Raw genomic sequence first — 23603 nt, 5'->3', positions numbered from 1 at the left:
GAGCAGGAGCAGGAGCAGGAGCAGTAGCAGACCGTACTATTGGCGTTGGGGCTGGCATTGGAGCCGCCGAAGCAGGCTGAGCTAGACCAGCACTGATTGGTTGCGCTCTTGGTATTGTAATGCCGGGTTCTGGCACTATTGTTGGCATTTTTGGGCTAAAGCTTCCTTGATGACCCAGCAACCAACTGAAGCCCGAGGTGGAGCGGTAGCCTGAGGCGGAGCCCCGCATGACGGTGCTTGCCAGCCCAGCCACCGCTATATGGGCAACACTGAGAACCGCTGAGGCTATTCCCATCCCAAAGGCGGCCTTGCTAAAGGTCTCATTCCTGGTTTCCACACCCACAGCCTCGAAAACCGTGGCACCGGCGGCCATCCCTACGCCCACTGCCGAGATTATCACCGCGGCCGGTGTGGCGCTGCCCAGGGTGCCTATCGCGACCGCGAAGGAGACCGCTACCATGGCCGCGCCGATGATCACGCCAATCCAGTTCTTTTTCGGCGGATCCGGCCGCCGTACGGGGGCTCGTCTTCGTTCGGTACGCGCGTGCGGCCCGTGGATGAGGCGTGGCCAGTGGGGTCGGTCATCAGGATCGGGTTGCCCAGGCAGTAGCAATAGGGGTTCAGGCCGCCTGAGCCGAATGGGCTGAGGTTATCGCGGCTATGGAACCGCATCAGTTGCGGGTTGTAGGCCCGGTAGCCGCTTCCCAGCAGATACCAGCCGCTGGCCGCTTCGCGCAGCTCGCCGTTGAAGGCCTTGAGGCTGAGCAGCGTTTCGTCGCTGCTGCGTTCGCCATAGGCGTTATAGACCGCCGTGCGCAACTGGCCGCTCTGGCCTTCTCCGAGCACGCTGCCATTGCCGTCGCTGAGCAGCAGCAGGGTCTGGTCGGGGTCGCCGGGTTGCTGCTGACCCAGGTTCTCGAGAAAGTGGGTTTGCCGGTCGCCCTGCACCAGATGGCTCAGTTGCCCGCCCTGGTAGAAACGCAGGATTTCTTCCTGGTTGGCCTCCTGGGAAGCCAGCAACTGGTCGTGGCCGTCATAGCGATACTGGCTCACGGGCTGCTGGTTGGCGGCGCGAACCTCCAGCAGGCGGTTCTGGCTGTCGTAATACAGCCGTTGCCCCTGCAGGTCGTTGAGCAGGTTGCCATTGGCGTCGTACTCGAAGTCCTGCCGTTGCACCGCCTGGCCATCGAGGCTGCGGCTGATACCGGTCAGTTGGAAGGGATCGTCGCTGCGGTAGTGGTATTCGCACATCTCGTCCGTACCGTCGGCGAACCGGGTCAGCCGCAGGGTGATGTTGTCCAGCGGGTCGAATACATAGACCTGTTCGCTGATGGCGCGACCGTCTTCGCCCTTGGGCAGGGTCAGGCCGGAGCAGCGGTGCACTTCCAGGCGCCCGCGCTGGTCATAGAAGAAGGTTTCCTTGAGCAGGCTGGTCAGGTTGCCCTGGCCGTCATCGAGCTGCAGATGGCGGCTGCCGAGTTGCCCGTCGATATCCCAGTGCTGTTCGAGCCGGCGTGTGGGGTGGCCGTCCAATTGTTGGGTGCGCAGGATCTCGCGGTTCTGTTCGTCATACCCCAGGGTCGTGACCAGGTGGCTGCCGGCGGCGGTATCGGTGGTGGTGCTGCTTTCGAGCCGACCCAGGCGGTCGTAGTGGAAGCTGGCCTGCAAGTTACCCTGGGCGATAAGTTTCAGGCGCCCGTCGCCGTAATAGTGGTATTCGCTGACGAACTCGCTGGAGCCGTTGCGGTCGATGCGGCGGATCGGTGATCCGTTGAGCGAGCTGACATGCTCGGTTTCCCAGGTCTTGCCCTGGGAGTCGGTCCAGCTTTCGTGGCGCAACCGGTTATCCGGGTAGTAGCGGTAGGTCCTTTTACCCTGCGAGTTCTCCGCCGCGGTCAGCAGGGCACTGAGGGGGTCGTGGACGTAGGTGGACAACTCTTCCGGGGCCTCGCGCCGTTCGGGTTCGTCGGTCAATTGCAGGTTGTACTTATAGGTGATCGACTCGCCCGCGGCGGTGATGCGTTCATGGGGCTGTAGCTGTTCGCCCTGGTAGAAGAAGCTTTCCCGGTAGGGCCCGGTTTGAGTCCAGGTAAGGCGTTCCAGGCCGTCGAAATGTTGGGTGCCGATTTCGGTTTCCTCGCTTCCCCGCAGCACGCTGAGCCGGGTCGGCAAGTCGGCCTGGCTATGTTCTGCGTAGGCGCGCCGCACCGTGGTGTTGTCCGGCAGGGTGGTACTGAGCATGCGCAACCAGGGGTCGTAGCTGAAGCGGGTCACACGTTTTTTTTCATCGGTCTGCCGGGTGCAGTTGCCCAGCCCGTCATAGCGGAAGCTGCGGCTGGAAAGCCTTGCACCCTGGGCATCCTGGCTGTGCACTTCCACCGGTTTTTCGAACAGGTTCAACCAGGTTTCGCTCTTGCCGCTGATCAACGGCCTGGCCCCGGGGCTCTGCTGCCAGGTGGTCTGGATCGGCCCCCGGATCCATTTCAGCGGATCGCCGATGGGATTGAGGTCGGTATGTTGTTCGACCCCCGCCGAGTCGATGACACAGGATTGCCGGCCCCAGTCGTCATACTGGTAGCGGGTGACATAGGCCTGTTTATCCTCTTCGAAATAGTCCCACAGCGTCTCTTCGATCAGGTCGCCCAGGCCGTCGAAACGGGCGCCATAGATTGGCTCGACCCGTCCCTGGTTATTCTCGTGGACCTGGTCGCGCTCCTCGTAAAACGCTCGACCCAGGCCGTCGAACACGGTTCGGGTGGTGATCTCGCGGGCACTGACGATGGTCTGGCTGCCGAACTTGCCCAGCCCGCCGGACAAACTGTACGAATACTGGCGAGAGGCCTCGAAGGCGGTGCCTGGGGCTGTGGTTTCGCGGGTGAGTCGACCCAGGTTGTCGTACTCGTAGCGGATCCGGGTTTCATTCGACTGTTCCAGCAGCAGCCAGCCGGTGAGCAGCGCATGCTGCTGGATCGTGGTGCTGCTGGCCGCGTCGAAATCGGTGGTCAGGATTTCCATGGTCTGCCTGGCTGGTTCGGGCACGCCGCCGCCACTCACTACTTCATAGTGGAAGCGGGTCCGGGTGGTCATGCCATTGAGGGTGATCGCCTGTTGCCGGGGCTGGCCGTGAAGAAAGCGATCAGCAGGCGCGTCATGGTATTCAAAGCGCGTTTGTTGCAGGGTTTCTTCCCGTTCCTGGGCCGTGCCCGGGTTATGCACCTGCACCAGGGTTTCGCTTTCCAGCACCGTGACGGGCGGCTGCCGGCTGTCGCTCAGCGGTTGTTGCTCGATATAGCGGCAGTATGTCTTAAGGGTGGGCGCGGCATCGTAGTCGCTGGACACTGCCGGGCTCATGGTCCTGCTGCGGAGCTTGCGGACAAACCCATAAGGGTCCCTCGGGCAGTCGGCCTCGGTGCCGTCTGCGAGGAAGTAGCTGCTGGTCCTGATCTGGCCATTGGCCTGGGTATGTTTCAGTTCATTGCCCGAAGTGTCGTAGGCGAAGCTTTCGGTTTCCTCGCGATGGCGCGTGGCATCGTTCTTCAGGCGCCAGCGGGTGACGACTTTCATGGGCAACTGGTAGGTCGTCGGCTGGGCTACGACCGAGCCGCCGACCAGGTTGTAGTCTGTCTGGGTCTCCTGGATCGTATTACCCTGCTCGATGCGTTCCAGGGTGAGCGAATGAAACCGGTTGAACTGGCGCAGGGTGCTGCGCACGGGAATTCCACCTCGATAGTGGGTCTGCGTGGTTTCATAGATGTAGTCGGCCATCTGATAGATCAGCGGATCGTGGTAAGTACCGCTCCAACTGATGGGCAGGGTATTGCCCAGGAAGTTCTTTCCGTCCGCTGAATAGCTGTAGTGCACTTCCAGTTTGTCGGGGTTCTGTGGATCGCCATCCGGATACTGCTCGTGCCGGGTGACCCTGGGCAGTTTGCGCGTGGCGCTGTTGGGGAATGCGTGGTCTTCGCCGTAGGTGATGCTCTCGCTGCCACCCAGCGGGTTCTGTACGGCGACGATGACAAGGTGTTCATGGCGGTAGTCGTAGTCAAAGCGCCAGGTACCGGTTTGTCCCGTGCTATCGGCCGGCAGGGTGATACTGCGTACGTGGTTCTCGGTGCCGATATCGAAACCCAGCACGTAGCGGGCCAGGGGGCCTCCACTGGGGCCGCTGCCGGGATGCAGGTCCAGGGTGAGGCTACCGGTATCGCGCCTGATCTCGAGAATGGGCGTGCCGTTCTCATCCTTGATCGATTCGAGCCGGGGATGCTGGCTGTTGAACAGTGCATAGCTCAGCGTCAACTTGTGCCCCAGGGGCGAGTGGATCTCCACCGGTACGGCGATGATTTCGTTGCGGCCATGTTCCTCCAGTACTTCTACCAGACCGTCCTTGTGCACCACCTTGTAGCGACGCTTGCCCAGTTCGGATGCCGGGTAGTTGTAGAAGCGGAAACTGTCGAGTTTCTTGGCCTGCATCAGCAGTTCGTCGTTGGCGCCGTTGCCGGTGACGATATGCAACTCGCCGGTATAGAGAGACAGTACCCGGCTCGTCGGCGCGTACTCCGACAGTTGCAGAGTCCAGCCGGTGCCGTAGCCACGGTCTTCGCGATTGAGCGCGCTGAAGGCCAGGGACAGGGGAAAGGCCGGGCCGCGCAACTGGTTCGCTTGCAGTTCCGAAAGGTCGAGCGATATCCGGTATTGCCCGGTACGCGGGTCGACACCGTTCTGTATCGCCTGCATGAAATTCAGTGCCGACGAATGGAGGGAAGTGGAGCTGCTCATGGAAGTAAGCCTCTGTATTGATCGCGGACCAACACTCTCGATATCGCCGACGAGTACACTTCAGCCCGTTTTTAAACCGTATGGAAGTTTCGTTGAGAACATGGGAACGATAATTGGCGAATCTTCGTTATCCACGGTAACAGATCGCTTGGCGGGACAAACCTAGCAGTTCTACTAGTAGGCACCGGGCTGGGCCAGGCGTAGAAGTCGCTTATTCAAGTGGGGTTCCCTATCATAACGGAGCTACGGTCATGGTGGCGTCGACTTATACAAAAGCTGAATTATTGGCTTGGTTGAAAGATGAAAAACGCATGCTCGGTTGGGATGCGATTATCGCGTTACAGCGCGATGCCACCAATACCCTGCTGCTGCAGCAATACATCGAGCACTTCGACCAGGGCGTTTCCTACTGGTCGGGGATTGGCGGTTTCATCCCCACCAGCGGCAATAATGTCATGGAGGCCATCAGCAACTTCACCCTGGATGTGCCGCGTTTGTTCTTTGAAGACACCGGGCTCGACAACTCCCGGGCCAATCTCGAGATGGCGATTGTCGAAGGCAGTCAGTTGACGCTGCTTCGAGTCATCAACCACTGGGCGGTGACCCGGATTTCCGAGTATACCCCCAGCGAAGGCCCGCGCCTGTACCTGGACCTGCTGCTGGCCGATGTGCCGGGGCAGATCGCCGGTGACCGGCGCATCCGTCTGGACCTTAAGCAAAGCAGCGATTTTCGCCTGACCTTCGCCAAGACCCAGCTGGAGCAGCTCGAGGGTGGCCGGTTTTTCAAGCTGCTGTTCGAGCAACTGCCCGATGATCAACGTATCTGGGTCATGGGGGAGATCAAGGAGGGCACCAACCCGATGATGCAGCCGGAATCCTTTGGTCTTCGTACACAACAGGGTGGGGCAGCGGGCGAGGGGGCGATCCTGGCCTTCGTGCGCATGAAGGGCCGGCACGAAGGTGGCTTTCCGGGTGCGAGCAGCGGTTTTCGCTACCTGATTCCGAAGGACGCGGGCAAGGACTATTCCGCCACGGTATTGCTCAGCCGGGGGCGGGTGATCATGGCGCAGTTGCTCAAATCGTTCGGTGAATTGATGGGAGATGATGATTTTTCCTACGTCTTCGATCAGGACAATGAGCTGATTTTGGCGACCTCGACCGGAGGAAAGTTTGATATTCCGAATCAGCGATTTACAGAACGTTTCGAATTTGCTTTTCCTTCCGGGATAGCCTGGATAAATATTATTTTTGGGTTCGACAGTTTTTCGATACCCTTGGCTAATGCGTTGGTGTTGGAAGTCAAAGGGCAGGAAGTGACGGCCCGGCTGCGTGCTCGTGGTCAGATACCCATCAAGTTTTACCGTGTGGAAGATAGTGATCCACCGATGTATGTCGAATATTTTTCCGGGGATTTCTCTCAGCACTACAACCTGTCCATTCTTGCGAATTATGAGTTGGTAGACAGCAGTGATGGTGGAGAGATCAGGCTGAAATCATTCAAGTATGAGGCCTATACCGATGAGTCAGGTTCGCCCAGCGAATGGGTATCCTCTTCAAAAGTCAGTCGTGGAGGCTTGGAACCAGAGGAGCTGGCGTATTTCATACAGTATGTAGAAAGTCAGAGTGCCGCGATCACGGCTGCGGCCACGAAAAGAATTATAGACGGTCCCGAGTTTGAAAATGCAATCAAGGAAGCATTCGAGCGTCATTTTCCCTCAACGTTTTCGGTAAGAGAGTTTGTCGAAGAAAACATTGAACTGCATTTTGGCAATGCCATTGTCGGCAACGAGGTTCATTCTCCCGGCGATGTCGGTTTCTTCGGCCGGATCAGCCCGCAACAAACCCATTTTGCAATCACCACGCCAGAGCCGCTGCTGGCGGCGGGGGCTTCCCATGCATTCCAGACCCAACCGGCCGTCAGCGGCCTGCGCTGGACGGTGCAGGACCTGCGCCGCAGCGCACGCAACCCGGGCAGCATCGACCCTTCCACCGGCCTGTACCAGGCCCCGCAAGCCGGGCAGATCGATGGCCGCTTCACCCGGGTGCGGGTCACCGCGACGGACCCGGCGACGAACTTTCGCAGCGCGGCCCTGGTGACGGTGGTGGCCAACCCCCTGACGATCAATCCGCTGATCAGCGTTTGCGATCCCAATGAACGGGTCGACCTGGGTCTGGGGGTTCTGGGGCAGGGCCGCGTCGAGGTAACGGTCAGGCGTCCGGGGCCTGGCAGCGGCACGATCGAGCAGCAAGATGGCCAGTACACCTATGTCGCTGGGGATCGAGTGCAAAGGGAAACCTATGTACTGGACGAAGTCGTGGCGACCTGCGAGGGGCAATCACGATCGGCCTGCATGCTGGTCAAGCAGCAGAATCCGGCCCTCACCGTATCGCCAGTGACCGATGCAGGCCAACTGTCGGCGGGGCAGATACAACTCAAGACCGAGTTCAATGGCCTGGATATCACCAAGGATGTGGAATGGCTCATCGCGTTCGACGGGCCAGGGCAGATGGATGCGGATGCCCCAGGCCTCTATCACGCGCAGCCGAGTGCCGATGCGCGGTTCGTCTGCATCATCGCGCAATACGACATGGCGGGTTTCGGCACTTTCAAAGGCCACGTCATCCTGCCGTTACCGCTGATCGAGTTTCCCAGTGAGTTGCAGATGCTGAGTGAGCCATGACGCCAGCCCTCCAGGGTTGCACGCTGACGCTAGCCGACCGCCCGTCTCTTGCAACCTAGCAGTTCTGCTAGTAGGCAGCCTGTTACGACCAGCGTACAAAAGACTCATCCGCGACACGTCGAAGTCTCTGTGTCGGCGACCCGAGCAATGACGGGAGTCAAACCGGAGACGCCATTCCATGAGTACCAAGATCACCCCACCTGTCCCTCTCGTTCCGCTGCTGAGCCGTGACAATGCCCTGGATCTCGACAGCCTGGGCAGCGATGATCTGATGACCTACATCCAGTACCCCGGCATAGCCAAAGGCCATCTGATCGCTCCGCAATGGCGGGGCCGTGCCAGGGACGGCCAGGCGATCGATGAAACGGCCAATCAGGATGTGGACGATCGCCTGGAGTACGACGATAACGGCGACCCCTGGATGCCGATCCCCCTCGTCAACAGCAAGGTCGTGGCGCTGGACCAGGGCGAGGTGTTCTATTCCTATCGCTACTCCGAGGATGGCGGCAACACCTTTACCGATGAGTCGTTGCGGCTGTTTTTTTATGTCGGCAAACGGCCCTGGATGTCCCGCCTCCTGTTGCCGGTCGCTCACCTGAAAGAGTCCCATGATCGCTGCGTGGACGTGAACAGCGACCCGGTACTCGATGGCGCCACCCTCACGACGGTGCCCTACCAGGCCATGGCGGAGGGCGATGAGCTGGCGTTCGTGTGGGCAGGCTACCGGCCCGGCTCCCCCACTCCGATTGTGGAAACGTACTACAAAACCGTCAGTGCCGAGGAAGTGGGGCATCCACTGGAGTGGCACCTGCCCTATGCCCGGTTGCAGATCATCAAGAACGGCTATGCGTTGATGAGCTACAGCGTGACCTATGCCGATCCGGTGGATCCGGCTGCGCCACAAACATACTCCGCCGAACAGCGGATCGCCGGTGTGCCCCCCAGCGAGCCGCTGCTCCCCCTGTTGTCGGTGGTTGGTCATGCCGGCGGGCAGATCGACCCTTCGCTTTACCCATTCGGCGTACCGCTGCGCATCCCACCTTATGCCGACCCGCAGGTCGGCGACACGGTGGTGGTGTATGCCGATGGGGAGAACTCCTCGATCCAGCTTTCGATGCAGTTGGATATTACCAACGTCGAGAGCGCCATCCTTGAACTGCGCCTGGATGCCCGCTGGTTGCAGGCACATTATGGCGAAGAGGTCAGCTTGAGCTACCAGTACGCAAGGGCCGGTGCTTCACTCAGCTCTGAAGCCCTGGTCCTGAGGGTACGCAGGCAACTACGGTTGTTGGCGCCGGTCGTCAAGGACGCCCAACCCTACGACGATGATGGCAGCGGCATACGCAAAGGTTGGATCACTGCGTCCAATGCCCAAAATGGGGTGCTTATCGATATACCTGAACAGGATGAGATCGCCCGCGGTGACAGACGCTGGATGGTATGGAGCGGTCATGACGGAGATCACGAGGTGGACAGGCCCATTGATGGCTCCGATTGGCGATACAAGATCGTTTCCGGGGTCATCCCGGCGGACTTGGGCAAGTGGGTGACGATCCGTTATGCGGTCGTACCCGTCGGCGAAAGCGATCCTCACTGGTCGCCGCCATTCGTTTTGGAAATCAGGAATTTCGAGGGCGGCTGGCCGTCGCTTCAGGCCGAAAGCCCAAAAGTCAGCGATGGACTAAACGGTATCAGGCTGAGCCAGGTGGGCCAGTTCATGGTTTTCAAGGTGTCCTACTGGCAATTCATGGATGAGGGGCAATTGCTCAAGTCGCAAATCTCGGGGATTCGTGACAGCGATGGTGAAACTGTTTCCCGAACGATGCGAGATGAGAGCGAACCGGTGACTGAGAAAGAGTTCTACGAGGACGGACAGGTTCTGGTGCAGGTTTCCGGTGATTTTATCCGGCAACTGAGAATTGGCGAGCAGTTTGATGTCACCTTCGAAGTCAGCTTCGATAAAGGTAATTCCTACAAGTCTTTTGGTGTAAAAGCATTCAAGTTGCTGGAGTGATACTCCGTACTTTCAAGGTGTTTGCCGGTTTTTAACGAGCAGGGCTTTTCTGTGAATTGACGGTGCTTGGGATAAGTGTCTGCTGTTTTTGAACGGTATCAGGGGTCATGATCATGACAACTACGACATATACAAAAGCTGAACTGCTGGCTTGGCTGGAAGATGAGAAACGCATGCTCGGTTGGGACGCGATTATCGCATTGCAGCGCGATGCCACCAATACTCTGCTGCTGCAGCAATATATCGAGAGATTCGACCAGAACTCCTACTTGTCGGGAATTGGCGGACTCGTACCCACCAGTGGCAATAATTTCATGGAGGCCATCAGCAACTTCACCCTGGATGTGCCGCGTTTGTTCTATGAGGATACGGATCTCAACGATTCCCGGGCCAACCTTGAGATGGCGATTGTCGAAGGCAGTCAGCTGTCGTTGCTTTGGGACATCAACCACTGGACGGTGACCCGGATCCAGGAGTACTCCCCCAGCCAAGGCCCCCGCCTGTACCTGAAGCTGCTGCTGGTCGATGTGCCGGGACAGATCGACGGTGACCGGCGCATCCGCCTGGACCTGAAGAAAAGCAGCGACTTTCGCCTGACTTTCGCCGAGAACCCACTGGAACAGAGCGAGGGAGGAAAGTTTTTCAAGGAGCTGTTCGAGCGACTGGACGATGATCAGCGGGTATGGGTCATAGGGGAGATCAAGGAGGGAGCGAACCCGCTGATGCAGCCACAATCCTTTGGCCTTCGTACCCAGCGAGGTGGGGCGCAGGGCGAGGGGGCGATCCTGGCCTTCGTGCGTATGCAGGGCCGTCACGAGGGTGGCTTCCCGGGTCCGAACAGCGGCTTTCGCTACCTGATTCCGAAAGATGCGGACAAGGACTATTCCGCCACGGTATTGCTCAACCGCGGACGGGTGATCATGGCGCAGTTGCTCAAGTCGTTCGGTGATTTGATTGGTACCTATGATTTTTCCTACGAATTCAATGATGACAAGGAACTCATCAAGGCGACATCGAACGGAGGAAAACTCGATATTCCGGCCTTGGAGCTTACAGAACGTTTCGTGCACAACTTTTTGGGTCGTGAGGCCTGGGCCGAAGTGACCTATTGGATCGATGCTTTCTCGATACCCTTGGCCAAGGCTTTGGTGTTGGAAGTCAAAGGGCAGGAAGTGACGGCCCGACTACAGGCCTCTGGTTCTGTACCCATCAATTTAAAGCCAGGGGAGGGTGACCCAAAACTTTCTCCTGGAGATCTTGAAGAGGGTAAATTATTCAAATGCTACAGTTTGTCCATTTTGGCGGATTATGAACTGGTCGATACGAACGATGGCGGAGAAATCAGGTTGAAGGCATTCAATTATGAGGCCGATACCGAAGAGCCAGCTTCGTCAAGCGAGTGGGTACCCTCTTCAAAAGCCAGTCCCGGGTGGCTGACGCCGGAACAATTTGCTACTTTCATTTTTTATATCATAGGGTCGATTATCTGGTTTTTGGGTGATGCTCTATTGAGAATCCTGCTGGGGCCCGCGTTTAAGAATGCGATTGAAGCAGCCTTCAAACACAGTATTCCCTCAAACCTTTCAGTCAGAGAGTTCGTCGAAGAAAATATTGAACTCAACTTTGGTAATGCCATTGTTGGCAACGAAGTTCACTCTCCCGGCGATGTCGGTTTCTTTGGTCGGATCAGCCCGCAACAAACCCATTTTGCAATCACCACGCCAGAACCGCTGTTGGCGGCGGGGGCCTCGCACAGGTTCCAGACCCAACCGGTCATGAGCGGCTTGCAATGGACAGTGCAGGACCTCTGCCTGCGCACTCGCAACCCCGGCAGCATCGACCCTGCCACTGGCGTGTACCAGGCCCCGCAAGCCGGGCAGATCGAGGGCCGTTTCACCCGGGTACGGGTCACCGCGACCGATCCCACGACGAGCTTCTACAGCTCGGCACTGGTAACGGTGGTGGCCAATCCCCTGACGATCAACCCGCTGATCACCGTTTGCAGTGTCAATGAGAAAGTCGAGCTGGGCGTGGGGTACTGGGGCAGGGTAGCGTCGAGGTGACGGTCAAGAGTCCGGGGCCCGGCAGCGGCACGATCGAGCAGCAGGGTGGCATCTACACCTATGTTGCCGGGGCAGGAGCGGGGACGGATACCTATGTGCTGGACGAAGTCGTGGCGACCTGCGACGGGCAATCACAGTCGGTCTATATGCTGGTCAAGCGGCAAAACCCACTGATCACCCTATCGCCGGATCCCGATGCAGGCCAACTTCCGCCTGGGCAGATACAACTCAAGGCCAAGGTTGCTGATGATGTAACGGGCGTTGTGGAGTGGCTTATTGCATTCGAGGGTCCAGGTCATATGGATGCGGATATCCCGGGCCTCTATCACTCGGACCCGAATGCCGATGCGCGGTTCGTCTGCATCATCGCGCAATACGAGATACCGGGCTTCGGCACTTTCAAAGGCCACATCATCCTGCCTTTGCCGCTGATCGAGTTTCCCAATGCATTGCAGCAGTTGAGTCATCCGTAACGCGGTTCGACTTTTAAACGAACAGCTCTATTTCATCCACGCTGATCCGTTATCAGCAGGAGATTGAACATGGCCGGTTTTTCGCTGGAGGAACTGTTGGGCTGGATGCAAGGTACCAGCCGCATCAATGACTGGGACCATTTGCTCGCTTTATCGGGGCGTGCCCTCAATACCGCATTGCGCGATCAGCACGCGACCCGCTTGAGCCTGGGTAACGCCTTGCGCGGCATCAGCGGTTCTTTTGAAATACCCGATACGCCGGGGTGATGGTCCAGTACCACCTCAACGACTGTGCCCTGGATTACCCCGTACTGTCTTTTGCCCAGGCTTCGTACGTATCCAATAACCTGAGCGTCAGCCTGCAACTCAGCGGCGGCCAGAAAATCATCACCCACGACGGTGCTGTCCGTTCGCTGGGTACCTACAGCCTGCTCGATGGCCCACGGTTGGAGTGCGTCGTGCCGATCACCTTCCGCGCCGCCAGCGCCGGGCAGGAGGCACAGGTGGTGTGCGACCTGGCGCAGGAGGGGGCCGTTTTCCAATTCATGGACGCTGACACGCAGAATGAGCGGGATGCCGGCGGGCACTTTTTCAAGCAGCAACTGCAAGCGCTGGGCGAGCGCAGCAGCTATCCGCTGGTGGGTTTTGCCGACCAGGGCAACCCGTTCATGCACCTCGAACGGGTCGAGATCGGTAGCCAGTCGCCCGAGCCCGGTTCCGAAGAGGGGGCCCTGCTGCTGTATTCAACCATGGCCCATGGGCAAGCCGGCCACAAGCCGAGCAATGACTCGGGCTACAAATACCTGATCCCCAACGACCCCGGCCAGGACTACGAGTTCGCCGCCCAGTTTTCCGCCAGCCTGGTCAGCCGTGCCGGCTTCGCCGTGGCGCTGCTGGATACCTTCGGTGCCGATAATTTCGAATTCGTCCACCAGCGGGGCCGCGCCCGTCGCGCCCGGGCAACCGGCATCCGGGCCAAGGCCGGCGCGTTCAGCGTGCCCCCGGTGAACCAGTACAAGGATGACCGCTACGAGTACCGCAGCGAGGCCTTCGAACTCTCGGCGACGCAGGGCGCCGCGCCGCTGTCGGCCGATTTCGAGGAGACCCGGGTGGTGCAGCACTGGCAGACCCGTGGCAGGGTGAAGGTGGAATATCGGCTACAGAGCGACACTTCCTCCTGGACCACCTATACCGTTGAGTTTTCCTGGCGCCTGGAGCAGGTGTTCCAGTTGGTGAACGACGAATTTGGCGCGGGAGTGGAAGGCGAAGTGTTCGTGCCCCAGTCCCGCGAGCCAGACGTCGTGCCGATCGATTTGCCAGACAACGTGTCGGCGGATATGCGCCAGCGCATCGTGGCTTTTGTCGGCCATATCGTGAAGACGGCGCTGCTTGAACGCTACTCCGAGAAGCTGACGGCCGAGGTGGCACCGGATTTTCTCGAGCACACCGACGTGGCCGATATCCTGCCGCTGCAACCTTCGATGATCGCGATGCCACGAGATTATGTTGCGTTCGGCCCATTTGCCTCACCTTCGGGCTCGTTGCGGATCGTACCGGCCAACCCCTCCGTGCTGGCGGGCGGGCGCCTGGCGTTCTCCGTCGAACCACAGCGGTCGGTGGTGTACTCCCTGGATAACCTCGACGCCAGCAACGCGGGGACGATCGATGCGCAGGGAAACTACCGCGCACCCCCACGCCATACCCTGGGAGCCCGGCCTTCGGTCCAGGTATTGCTGCGCGCCGAAGACCCCCAGAGCCGTGAGAGCTGCGTCACGATCATTACCGTGCTGCGCCAGGCGCTGGGGGTGCTCACCGATATCCAGGTGTGCAACCCGGGCGAGCAGGTCGAGTTGGCCGCGTACTCGCAGGGGCACGGGCCCTTGGAGTGGCAGATCGAGAACCCGGTCGAAGGTGAAAGCGGCACGCTTGATCTCGACGAGACTTCGCGGCACTGCACCTATACGGCGGCCGGGCCGGTGGCGGGGAAAACCTATGTGCTCGATGAAGTGAGCGTGACCGACCCGGCCAGCGGCGAGACGGCCTCCAGCCATGTGGTGGTGCTGCAGCGCACCTCGCTCCTGCACATCAGCGCCGATTTCGCTGGCTCGACTCCGGGCAGCGTGCAGTTGCAAGCCTCGCTCAATGGCGTGCCCGTCGAGCTTGGCGTGGAGTGGGGCATCGGCTTCGCCGGCCCCGGCACCATCGACTCACAGGGGCTGTACCGGGCGGACGCCGAGAGCACGGCGCACTTTGCCTTGATTACCGCGGTTTTCAACGCCCCGGTCATTGGCACGCTGGAAGGCTATTTCATCCTGCCACTGCCCCTGGCGAACGCGGCAAAGGTCCTTGGCCGCCTGCGTCGCTAACCAAGCGGCTGGCGGTTTTCATCAGGATGTGACGCATAAACTTGAGAGAGTACGCAATCATGGCCCGGTTAAACGAACTGCTGTCAATGATGCAAGGAAAGTTGATCACACGCGGGTGGGATGCGATTTTTTCCTGTAACCGCGTGCGGCTTAACCATTTGCTGGAACAGCAATATATCACCCGTTACGAACAGTTCTGTTTCCTGCCGTATATCAGTGGTCAAACCCGCACGGGTGAACAGAACGACGAGGTTATCCAGGTGCAGTCCCTGCGGTTGGGGCCGCCCCGCCTGTCGTTCGAAAGCGCCACATCCAGGGATTCCACGGCCACGGTCACCATGGCCATCACCTCGGGCGAGATTCATACCTGGCATCGCGAGGCGGGTGCAGCGCTGCAATTGCGTTCCCGGTTCGATGTCACGCAGCAGCAGGGCTTCAGCGTGACCATGAGGGTCGACCTCAAGGTGGTGGTGGCCGAGGTCGACCACCAGGGCCGTATCACCATGGACCTGCGCGGGGCCACGCGATTTTCCTGCGACTTGCTGGGGGCGCCGGAGGCGGAGGCCCTGGGCGCGTTCTTCGAGCAGCGGTTCAATGAACTGGATCCCGGCCAGACGAGTTTCCAGTTGGGGCGCATCAACCTCAAAGGCTATCGCAAGCTGACGCCGGAACGCTTCCGTCTGCGCACCCAGGCGGAGCCGGGGGCGCGAATCAAGGGCGCTCCCAATGAAGGCGATGGTGTGGTGCTGGCGCTGATCGAGGTACGGGGCGGCAAGGGGGGGGGCAGGAACTGGGCGAGGATTTTCCCATTCTGATCCCCAGCGATCTGGACAGCGGTCAACCCAGGTACACCGCCTCGCTGGTGGTGTCGCGGGAGGTGCTGTCCTATGCGGTGGGCGATGACCTGGAGGTGCCGGAAAGCCTGTTGTTCCCCGAGCAGAACTACTTCAAGGTGCTGTCGACCCACACGCCGCACGATTGGCTGGCGGTGGGCCAGATCAGCCCGACCACCGCCAGTGTGGTGGTGCAGCCCGCGTTCGCGGCCATCAAGGCCGGCCAGCAGCAGCGTTTCCAGTTGCTCGACTGGCAGGGCCAGCCGCTCACCGGGGTGACCTGGAGCGCGGTCAGCCTGCGCAGCCACTCCCTGGAGGGGCATGGTCGGATCGATGGCAGCGGTCTCTACACCGCCGTGTCACCGCAAAGGATCGGTTATCACAATCTGGAGGTGGTGGTGACGGCCTCCGTGGGCAACTACCACGCGTCGGCCCTGTTGCGAGTGGATTTCGAGTCCCTGGAAGTGGCTCCGGCGCTGCAGGTGCAGGATGTGGCGCAGCAGGCCGCTATCGACTTGAGCGTGGCGGCCAACGATGGCAAGACCGTCACCTGCAGCCTGCTTGCCCCATTGCATGGCAGCCTGCAGAAAACTGATCAGGGGGCGCATTGGCGGTTCACCGCTAATGCTGAAGCCAGGGGCAAGTCGCTGTCCCTGCAGCGGGTGCTCTGCGAGACCGGTGCGCCTGTCCAATCGGTTGAGTCGCTGCTGGTCTTGAACAATGCGCAGTCCTTCCTGCACGTCGAGCCGGCCTTCATCCCGCACCTGGCGGGGGGCGCCAATGTGCAATTGCGCAGCGACGAGAGCGTGCTGCCCGATGTGCCCAGGCGCTGGAGGATTCTCAGTGGTGTCGGCAGTATCGACCAGCAGGGCCGCTACACGGCACCGGCGGGCGGCGTCAGCGAGGCCACGGTGCTGGCCTGTGAGGTGGTGCGAAATGGCGTGGTGCTGTTCCGGGACATCGCCCTGCTCGACAGGACGCAGGCGGAGCCGGAGCCGACCTGGAAGGAATTATCCCTGTTCAAGATCGAAATACCCGCCGGAGAGTTTGACGAGAGCCAGGGGCGGATGTTGCGCAACGGTTATCAACAGTTGCGCGTTCGCGTGACCACCAAAACCCAGGGCGTCCTGGTGGAAGGCGAGCTCAAGTATTTCAAACTGAGCCTGGCCGAGCGGGCGAGTATGCGCCTGGCCACCAATGTCGGGCGGAATTTCCTGGAGATTATCCCGCCCGACCAGGAGGGTATCGAGGATGTCCCTTCGGGGCTCGAATGGCAGGTGCGCAAGACGCCCAGCGAATATTTTGCTATCGCCGATCCTCGGAACCCGACCCAGTCGAAGATCGCGGATGAGCCGCCTGTTACGTCAGGAGAGGACGATTCGTTGACCGAGCAGTACTTCTATCTGCTCAGCGTGGCGGCGAAGAACGAGAGCACCGACCTCAGTGCCGGATTTCAGCAGGACCATGTCGATACCTGGCATTGGTCCGGAGAATCAGGGGGGGCGGTGTGGGAACGAAAATCACCGTGGTCGCCGTGGATCCCGGAGTGTTCGAGTACAGCTTTACCCGTGAGAAGCGGCTATGGGGCATACCCACGGGCAGCGTGGAAGACCAGATGAACTATGAACTCAACAGCGGTGATTTCTGGTTATTGACGTGCCGCGGGCAGAAGTTTATCACCCTGGAATTCCCGCCGCACCCGGGGGCAATGAACGAGATCAATCGGTCGATGATTCGTTGGGAAAGCGAACGGCCTACGGAAATCATGTTCAGTTATACCGTGTATTACTTCGAAAGCCCGATGCTACCCGATGAAAATACCGGGAAAACCGGATTTGACGATGCTCTGCGTACGATCCCTGTAATGGACAACCAGCCCTTGAGGCTGAGTATCGAAAAGCCCAGCCCTTATGAGCCAGGAACGTTTGGTGTCGTGTTGGGGCGGGCCGATAATGTTAAGTTTATTATGCCGAAAGATTCTCCGCGCCCGTTACTGGATCAGGATCTGATCGTTGCCCTGCGGGACGAGAACGGTAATTTGCACCAGCGTCGGATATATTTCAACGCCAGTCAAAACGTAGGCACCCGAAATATGCTTGATCAGTCAAAATATGCTTGATCAGTCGAGGTTTGCGATCTGGCGGCGTTGATATCATTTAATGCGAGAGGATTATTGTCATGAATCGGCTCAAGGTGGTTTCACTGGGGCTACTGTTCTGCTCGATCAACCCGGTCGCCAGTTATGTTCTGGCGGCGAATGAGGTGGAGGGCTCGATAAGCATGGCCCAACACGCGGATGGCGGTGGCGCTACTTGCGTTGTTGAATTAAAAACCATGCAGATCGATCTGGGGTATTACAAGGAGTGCAAGAGAGATAAGCTGAACTTCTTTAAACTGAATGGTGTTCCCTCGGGAACGACTATTGAGTTTAATTCGAATGCTCAATGCAGTCCCAAGGGTAATTGGCATTATACTGTGCGCACTTATATTGAGCCGACCGATACCATATATATATCTATTCCTGACAAGCTTTCTACGCATAAGCCTAAAGACATTGTTTACAAAGGGGTGCTGTTGGAGTCTTATCATTATAACGGTGGGTATATAACTGGTCAGTTGGCTTGCATGCGTATCAAAAAAGGCGATTTGGTGCCAAAACCATAAGTTACGGAGCACAAGGTCATGAGCGATGCCACTTCAGTTCATTCCAATGCCTTTAACTTCATGAGTTACTGGCAGGGCGGGGTTGATCCACGAACCAACCAATACACCCTGTCCATTGACTTCCCGGAGTTCAAGACCAACTACCTCAATGGTCCGCTGGTGCCCCTGGCACTGAGCTTCAACCCGATGAATCTGCTCGACAGCGGTTACGGGTTGGGCTGGAACCTGCAGTTGTCGCAGTTCACCCCCATGACCAGATGCTGTCGTTGAGCACCGGCGAGCGCTTCAAGGTCACCGGGCAGGATGGCAACGAACAGATCATGAAGGAGCGCAAGCTGACGACCTTTCGTTTCTATACCCATGACGGGACGGACTACGACTATCGCCTGGTGCACAAGTCCGGCCTGATCGAGCGGCTCAAGGTGCATGGCAGCGGCAATGATCGGATTGCCCTGCCGGTGCAGATCCTGTCGCCCGAAGGCCATAAGGTCAGGCTCGGTTACCGGAATTTCGAGCAGCGCCACTGGATGCTCGAGTGGATCGACGATATCCAGGGGCGCCTGGTGCAGGTGCGCCGCGATACCGGCAGCCTGACCCTGGACCTGCATCCCGGCAAGGGCCCCGGCAATGGTGCGCTGGCCAGCTATGTGGTGACTCTGGATACCAGCGCCAGCAAGTTGGCCAGGGTCATTACCTTGCCGGCTGATGCCGGAAGCAATATCAGCTGGCGCCTGGATTATCAAAAGATCGGCGATTATTTCTGCCTGTCGCAGATCCAGACGCCCATGGGAGGGCGCGAAGTCGTGGACTACGATGCCGTCGGCCATGAGTTCCCCTCCGGCAGCGGCCGCCGGCCCGTGCCCCGCGTATCTCGTCATCGGGTTTTCCCCGGCGGCGGGCAGCCCGATGTCGATACCCGCTACAGCTATGACGACAGCAGCAGCTACCCCGCCTCGAACAATTTCCTCGGACGAAACCTGTCGTTGACCTGGACCGACGACGGCCTGGACAACCTCTACAAGGCCACCGATCGCAGCTATGAGTACGGCAGCACCGAGCACCTGATGTCGGAAAAGGGTGAGAAGCTGCGCAGCATCAAGCGCACCTTCAACCGCTTTCACCTGCTCACTCGGGAAACCACCCGGCGCCATGACAAGGAGCAGGAGGTCGAGACCACCTACCACCTGGTCGATGGCCCCTTCGACAGCCAGCCGGCCTATTTCCAGTTGCCCTTCGAGACGATCAACCGTTGGTGGGTGGTCGACACCAATCGCCGGCGCAGCGAGAAGTCGAGCACCACCTACGACAGTTTCGGCAACCCGCTGGTGGAGACCCAGGCCAACGGCATCGTCGAAACCAGCACCTACTACCTGGCCGCGGGAGAGGACGGCTGCCCCGCGGACCCCGATGGTTTTGTCCGTAACCTCAAACGCAAGACCACGACCCCGGCGCCGGGCCATGTTGCCGGAGCCCCGACCCTGCGTACCGACTATCGCTACACGGCCCAGCCACCTCTGACCGGCAGCGCCCGTACGGACTGGCTGGCGCTCGAACGGGAAACCCGGGTGCGGCAGGGCACCACCGACAGCGAGTTGCAACGTACCGACTACAGCTACTACAACGCGCCCGACGACCCGGTGAGCCATGGCCGCATCCAGCGCCAGGGCGTCGTCATGAACGGCAAGACCACCTACACCGACTATGTCTACAGCGCGCTGGCCAGCGCCCGCCTGGGCGAGACCGTGCTGCAGACGCTGCAGACCCTGAGCACCGACTTCGATACGGTGAACAAGCTCATCACCCTGGAAAGTTCGTTGCTCAATGGCGAGTCGCTGCTGGAGCGCGATGACAACGATGTGGAGATCCGCCGCACCTACGATGCCCTGAACCGGGTCACCAGCGAGACCGTGGCGCCGGACGACCCTGTCTACAAGGCTACGCGGCGCTACGAATACTCCCTGTCGTCCAACCTGCAGCAGCGCGCCGAGCAACGGCTGTTCGACGTCAAGGGGGTCAAGACGGTGACCACCCTCGATGGGCTGAACCGACCGATCCGCGAGGAGCGCGCCGATGCCGACAGTGCCACGCCGACGACGATGCGCCAGACCTACGAGGCCAGCTACGACGAGTTCGGCAACCTGATCCGGCAGGTGGAGTTCGACTGGTGGGACGTGGACTGGGCAATGTTCAAGAACGTACCGCTGGTCAGCCAGTTCCAGTTCGATGACTGGAACCAGCAGTGCTGCGTGATCCGCCCCGACGGGGTCGAGGAGCACACCGAGACCGACCCCATCGGCGACGGCGTGACCGGGCCCACGGAGCGTAGCTGGCAACAGGACGCTGCCACGCCGGCCAAGCGCAGCGGCGTCACCGTCACCCAGTTCAACCTGTTCGAAAAGCCGGTGCTGGTCGAGCGTATCGATCTGGCGGACAAGCCGATCAGCCGGCAGAAGAACAGCTATGACGGTCTGGGCCGTTCGGTGAAGGAAGAGGTCGGGTTACGCAGCCCGTTGCGGATCACCGAATACAGCTACGACGCCTTCAACCGGCTGGTGCAGAACAGATTGCCACTGGGGGCTGTGGTGGTCCGTGAGTATGCCGAACACAGCGCCGAGGACTGGCCCACCCTGATCAGCGTCGACAAGAAGACCCTGGGCACGCAAGCCTTCGATGGCCTGGGACGGATGACCGAGTCGGTCACTGGTGGCCGCGTGCAGACGCTCAAATATGAACCGCAGCAGAACCAGCCCAAGCTGGTGACCACGCCCGGTGGGCAGGATATCGGTTACGAGTACCGCCCCTCCCTCTGTGAGGAACCGCGGCAGCGCCGCCTGCCCGGAGTCACCAGCGACTACGAGTACGACCCGCAGAACGCCCGCCTGTTGAGCTGCAGCGAAACGGGCCAGACCCTGAGCCGCACCTACTTCAGCCACGGCGAACTGAAAAGCGAGACCCGCCAGGACGAGGGCGGGCCCGAGCGGGTGATGCACTACCTTTACAGCCTGCGCGGGCGCCTGCTGGAATACACCGATGTGCTGGGCCAGACCCAGGAATACCGTTACGACCTGCAAGGCCGTCTGGAACAGACTTCCCTGGGCAGCACACTGTCGCGCTTCCATTACGATGAGCTGGGCAATGTCCGCCTGATCGAGACCGAGGATGAGAGTGCCCCCGGTCAGAAGCGGCGGGTGAGCATCGCCCTGGAATACGACGAGTTCAACCGCGAGATCGAGCGACATTTCGACCTCGATGGGGTCCGGCAGACGCTGACCCAGCGCTACGACGATGTCGACGCCCTGCTGACTCGTACCCTGGCCGAAGGCAGCGAGACCCTGCGCGCCGAGCGCTACACCTATGACCTGCGCCGCCGGCTGGAGACTTATACCTGCACGGGCAGCCAGCCGCCTGAGGACCCTTATGGCAATGCCATTGCCAGCCAGACCTTCATCCTCGATGGGCTGGACAATATCACCCTGGTGATCACCGACACGGCCGATGGCAAGAGCAATGTGGCCGAGTACCTGTTCAACAATCCCCAGGACCCGGTCCAGTTGACCGAGGTGATCAACGCTGGCGATGCCGGCTACCCGCCATCGATTCAACTGACCTACGACCCCAATGGCAACCTCACCACCGACGAAGCTGGGCGAATCCTGGAATACGATGCGCTCAATCGCCTGCTCAGCGTCAGTGCGCCGAGTGGGGGAACGCCGCGCCGTTACAGCTACGATCCGTTGGATAGCCTGTCGCACCAGCAGGAGGGCAGTGAGAGCCAGCAACGGTTCTATCGTGACGGGGAACTGGCCAATACCCTGGGGCCACAGCAGAACCGTACCTTCATGCGTGGTGGCGATAGCCTGCTGGCCGAGCGGCAGGGCAGCGGCACGCTGTTGCTGGCCGGCGATGCGGCCAACAGTGTGCTTAGTGAAGTCGACTCGCAGGGCGAGCGACGGGATATGGCCTATAGCGCCTATGGTGAGCGCAGCAGCGGGCAGGCGGTGAGCTGCGGGCTGGGTTTCAATGGGGAATTGCTGGAGGAGCAGAATGGGTGCTATCTGCTGGGAAACGGCTACCGGGCGTATAGCCCGGGGTTGATGCGGTTTTATAGCCCGGATGATGAGAGCCCGTTTGATGAGGGGGGGATGAATGCGTATGCGTATTGTGAAGGGGATTCGATCAATAGGGTGGATCCGACGGGGAATCTTTCGTTTAAAATATTGGCCAAAACTATTAGCTTCTTCATTAATCGTAATTTGACAGCGCAGGCAGCTAGGCTTAACGCAACTAAGGGGGCGGCTGGTACACGGCTAGGAGCTGGAAATTTCTTTAGCTCTGAAAGTATGCTTCGCCCCACACCCATCTCTGCACCACAAAAAGCTGTTGAGGCTGGAAATTTCGTTAAGAGTAATTCGTCAGCTACCCTTAAAGCATCAAATCAGTCGCAACTATATCCTATCAAATTTTCTCAGAGTAATAAACTACCGTCGGTGCCTAAGAATGCGAGACTTCATACTGAGTGGTCAAGCCCCCCTACATCAAAAAACCACTTCTATGAGTCGATTCCTTCCAAGCCTAACTCTGCTCAATTTTCGTCAGTGCAGGAAAACGCGACGAGATTTAAAACATCCGAGGTCAATGATGTTGTTAGGAAAAGTAAATATTTAAATCTTGAAGAGCAAATGATGAGTCAAAAGGGGGTTGTTAAACATGGAAAGTTTGTTCCTGATCCGAATGTCAGAGGTGGTGCGCGTCAGAATGCTAGAGCTTATTTGTCTTCGGGTACGCGAGGTAGTGCGCCTAAGGATAGAAATCGGCGTCTGGGTCCGTAACTTCCTATAATTCTGACGATATTTCTTGTGTCGGTGAGGAAAGTAAGCGTGTAGGTCTATTGTTTTATAAAATTTCATGCCGGATGCTGTCCGGTGTGGAGGTCTTGAGAGTTTTCCTACTTAATATGATTTGTTGTTTGATTTCTGTACATAATATCTAAAACTTTCTCCACTGTTGCAGCCTTGCGCTACCTGAGGAAAAAGCCCTATAGTCCATTGGTCGCTCATATTGGCGACACGGGTTTGGCGACTCGTTAAATAGACGAGCGATGTTTTCATTTAAAAACGAGGCCTTACCCATGACCCAATACGTACCCCTCACCGCCATCGATTGCCTGATCCCCAGCCTGCTGATCGACGCCGACAGCCCGACCGATGTCCTCCACGCCAACGCTGCCGCGCGCTTTCGAACGGCAACGCAGATGCTCGAATCCCTGGCCCGCATCGAGTTGCACAATGCCAATGATATCGACTTCCAGCACCTGCTCCAGCTTCCGGCCATGGTGCTGCGCGATGGCTGCGACCTGATGGATGTACTGGGCGGGCGCCTACCGGCCTGAATCGCCCTCGCGCCCCTGAGCACCTGCCAGGGGCGCGGCGCAAACCTGATACTTCTGCCAGTACCCAGCGCCGCTGGCCAGGCGGACACTACCTCCAGGGATTTCGAACCCCTTGGAGCCTGCGCCATGGCAACCCCTCGCACCTTGCTGAGCCAGTACCGCTACGACCCGCTCGACCGTTTGGTGGCTTGCCTTCCGCTCAACCTTGACCCGCGCATGATAGCGAGCTGGTGGACTATATGCGGAGGGCGGGGTTGGGCTGAGGTTCTCTCGAAACCACTACGCCCCTCTAGGAGCAGGGCTTGCCCGCGAAGCTCTTATCAACCTCACTGAGCTCTTCACGA

The 23603-nt window shown here is 59.2% G+C and carries 14 protein-coding genes; 13 read left to right on the top strand and 1 reads right to left on the bottom strand.

The genetic code is table 11. The features are described from left to right. Positions 1-474: 474 nt before the first annotated feature. Positions 475-4776 carry an RHS repeat-associated core domain-containing protein gene (locus ACZ5KU_RS22870; protein ID WP_464736322.1) on the bottom strand — a complete coding sequence of 1434 codons (4302 nt, stop codon included), beginning with the start codon at positions 4774-4776 and terminating at the stop codon, positions 475-477. Between the two features lie 251 nt (positions 4777-5027). On the opposite strand from ACZ5KU_RS22870, the gene ACZ5KU_RS22865 reads away from it, so the two are divergent. The 13 genes from ACZ5KU_RS22865 (at position 5028) to ACZ5KU_RS22805 (ending at position 23259) form a co-directional block, all read left to right on the top strand. Continuing rightward, positions 5028-7457, top strand: a complete 2430-nt coding sequence (locus ACZ5KU_RS22865) for a hypothetical protein (protein ID WP_464736321.1) — start codon at positions 5028-5030, stop codon at positions 7455-7457. 178 nt (positions 7458-7635) lie between these two features. Then, positions 7636-9471 (top strand): hypothetical protein, encoded by a 1836-nt coding sequence (locus ACZ5KU_RS22860; RefSeq protein WP_464736320.1) that lies wholly within the window; start codon positions 7636-7638, stop codon positions 9469-9471. Between the two features lie 107 nt (positions 9472-9578). Then, a complete protein-coding gene (locus tag ACZ5KU_RS22855; RefSeq protein ID WP_464736319.1) occupies positions 9579-11534 on the top strand; it encodes a hypothetical protein in 1956 nt (651 codons plus the stop codon). Next, positions 11531-12007 carry a hypothetical protein gene (locus tag ACZ5KU_RS22850; protein WP_464736318.1) on the top strand — a complete coding sequence of 159 codons (477 nt, stop codon included), beginning with the start codon at positions 11531-11533 and terminating at the stop codon, positions 12005-12007. The genes ACZ5KU_RS22855 and ACZ5KU_RS22850 overlap by 4 nt, the downstream gene beginning before the upstream one ends. 69 nt (positions 12008-12076) lie before the next feature. Next, a complete protein-coding gene (locus ACZ5KU_RS22845; RefSeq protein WP_464736317.1) occupies positions 12077-12274 on the top strand; it encodes a hypothetical protein in 198 nt (65 codons plus the stop codon). Then, complete coding sequence (locus ACZ5KU_RS22840) at positions 12274-14373, top strand: hypothetical protein (protein ID WP_464736316.1); 2100 nt, start codon at positions 12274-12276, stop codon at positions 14371-14373. The genes ACZ5KU_RS22845 and ACZ5KU_RS22840 overlap by 1 nt, the downstream gene beginning before the upstream one ends. Before the next feature lie 59 nt (positions 14374-14432). After that, positions 14433-15188 (top strand): hypothetical protein, encoded by a 756-nt coding sequence (locus ACZ5KU_RS22835; RefSeq protein WP_464736315.1) that lies wholly within the window; start codon positions 14433-14435, stop codon positions 15186-15188. Between the two features lie 62 nt (positions 15189-15250). After that, positions 15251-16825: a hypothetical protein gene (locus ACZ5KU_RS22830; RefSeq protein ID WP_464736314.1), complete on the top strand. Its 1575-nt coding sequence runs from the start codon at positions 15251-15253 to the stop codon at positions 16823-16825. After that, positions 16822-17325: a hypothetical protein gene (locus tag ACZ5KU_RS22825; RefSeq protein ID WP_464736313.1), complete on the top strand. Its 504-nt coding sequence runs from the start codon at positions 16822-16824 to the stop codon at positions 17323-17325. Before ACZ5KU_RS22830 ends, ACZ5KU_RS22825 begins: the two co-directional genes overlap by 4 nt. Before the next feature lie 59 nt (positions 17326-17384). Then, positions 17385-17870, top strand: a complete 486-nt coding sequence (locus ACZ5KU_RS22820) for a hypothetical protein (protein WP_464736312.1) — start codon at positions 17385-17387, stop codon at positions 17868-17870. Positions 17871-17888: 18 nt separating this feature from the next. Beyond that, on the top strand, positions 17889-18140 hold the full coding sequence (locus ACZ5KU_RS22815; protein WP_464736311.1) for a hypothetical protein: 252 nt from the start codon (positions 17889-17891) through the stop codon (positions 18138-18140). Continuing rightward, positions 18128-22699: an RHS repeat domain-containing protein gene (locus tag ACZ5KU_RS22810; RefSeq protein ID WP_464736310.1), complete on the top strand. Its 4572-nt coding sequence runs from the start codon at positions 18128-18130 to the stop codon at positions 22697-22699. Before ACZ5KU_RS22815 ends, ACZ5KU_RS22810 begins: the two co-directional genes overlap by 13 nt. A 299-nt stretch (positions 22700-22998) precedes the next feature. After that, entirely contained in the window at positions 22999-23259 is a 261-nt protein-coding gene (locus ACZ5KU_RS22805) for a short-chain dehydrogenase (protein ID WP_464736309.1), read from the top strand. Positions 23260-23603: the final 344 nt, after the last annotated feature.

The organism is Pseudomonas sp. Tof1, from assembly GCF_055390395.1.
This window is presented reverse-complemented; position numbering and strand designations above follow the sequence as displayed.

What these genes read in the sequence shown, in the direction of transcription:
- ACZ5KU_RS22805 (WP_464736309.1), top strand. Translation starts at nt 22,999, where the DNA reads ATGACCCAATACGTACCCCTCACCGCCATCGATTGCCTGATCCCCAGC.
- ACZ5KU_RS22810 (WP_464736310.1), top strand. Translation starts at nt 18,128, where the DNA reads ATGCTGTCGTTGAGCACCGGCGAGCGCTTCAAGGTCACCGGGCAGGAT.
- ACZ5KU_RS22820 (WP_464736312.1), top strand. Translation starts at nt 17,385, where the DNA reads ATGAATCGGCTCAAGGTGGTTTCACTGGGGCTACTGTTCTGCTCGATC.
- ACZ5KU_RS22840 (WP_464736316.1), top strand. Translation starts at nt 12,274, where the DNA reads ATGGTCCAGTACCACCTCAACGACTGTGCCCTGGATTACCCCGTACTG.
- ACZ5KU_RS22865 (WP_464736321.1), top strand. Translation starts at nt 5,028, where the DNA reads ATGGTGGCGTCGACTTATACAAAAGCTGAATTATTGGCTTGGTTGAAA.
- ACZ5KU_RS22860 (WP_464736320.1), top strand. Translation starts at nt 7,636, where the DNA reads ATGAGTACCAAGATCACCCCACCTGTCCCTCTCGTTCCGCTGCTGAGC.
- ACZ5KU_RS22815 (WP_464736311.1), top strand. Translation starts at nt 17,889, where the DNA reads ATGAGCGATGCCACTTCAGTTCATTCCAATGCCTTTAACTTCATGAGT.
- ACZ5KU_RS22845 (WP_464736317.1), top strand. Translation starts at nt 12,077, where the DNA reads ATGGCCGGTTTTTCGCTGGAGGAACTGTTGGGCTGGATGCAAGGTACC.
- ACZ5KU_RS22870 (WP_464736322.1), bottom strand. Translation starts at nt 4,776, where the DNA reads ATGAGCAGCTCCACTTCCCTCCATTCGTCGGCACTGAATTTCATGCAG.
- ACZ5KU_RS22835 (WP_464736315.1), top strand. Translation starts at nt 14,433, where the DNA reads ATGGCCCGGTTAAACGAACTGCTGTCAATGATGCAAGGAAAGTTGATC.
- ACZ5KU_RS22855 (WP_464736319.1), top strand. Translation starts at nt 9,579, where the DNA reads ATGATCATGACAACTACGACATATACAAAAGCTGAACTGCTGGCTTGG.
- ACZ5KU_RS22825 (WP_464736313.1), top strand. Translation starts at nt 16,822, where the DNA reads ATGAACTATGAACTCAACAGCGGTGATTTCTGGTTATTGACGTGCCGC.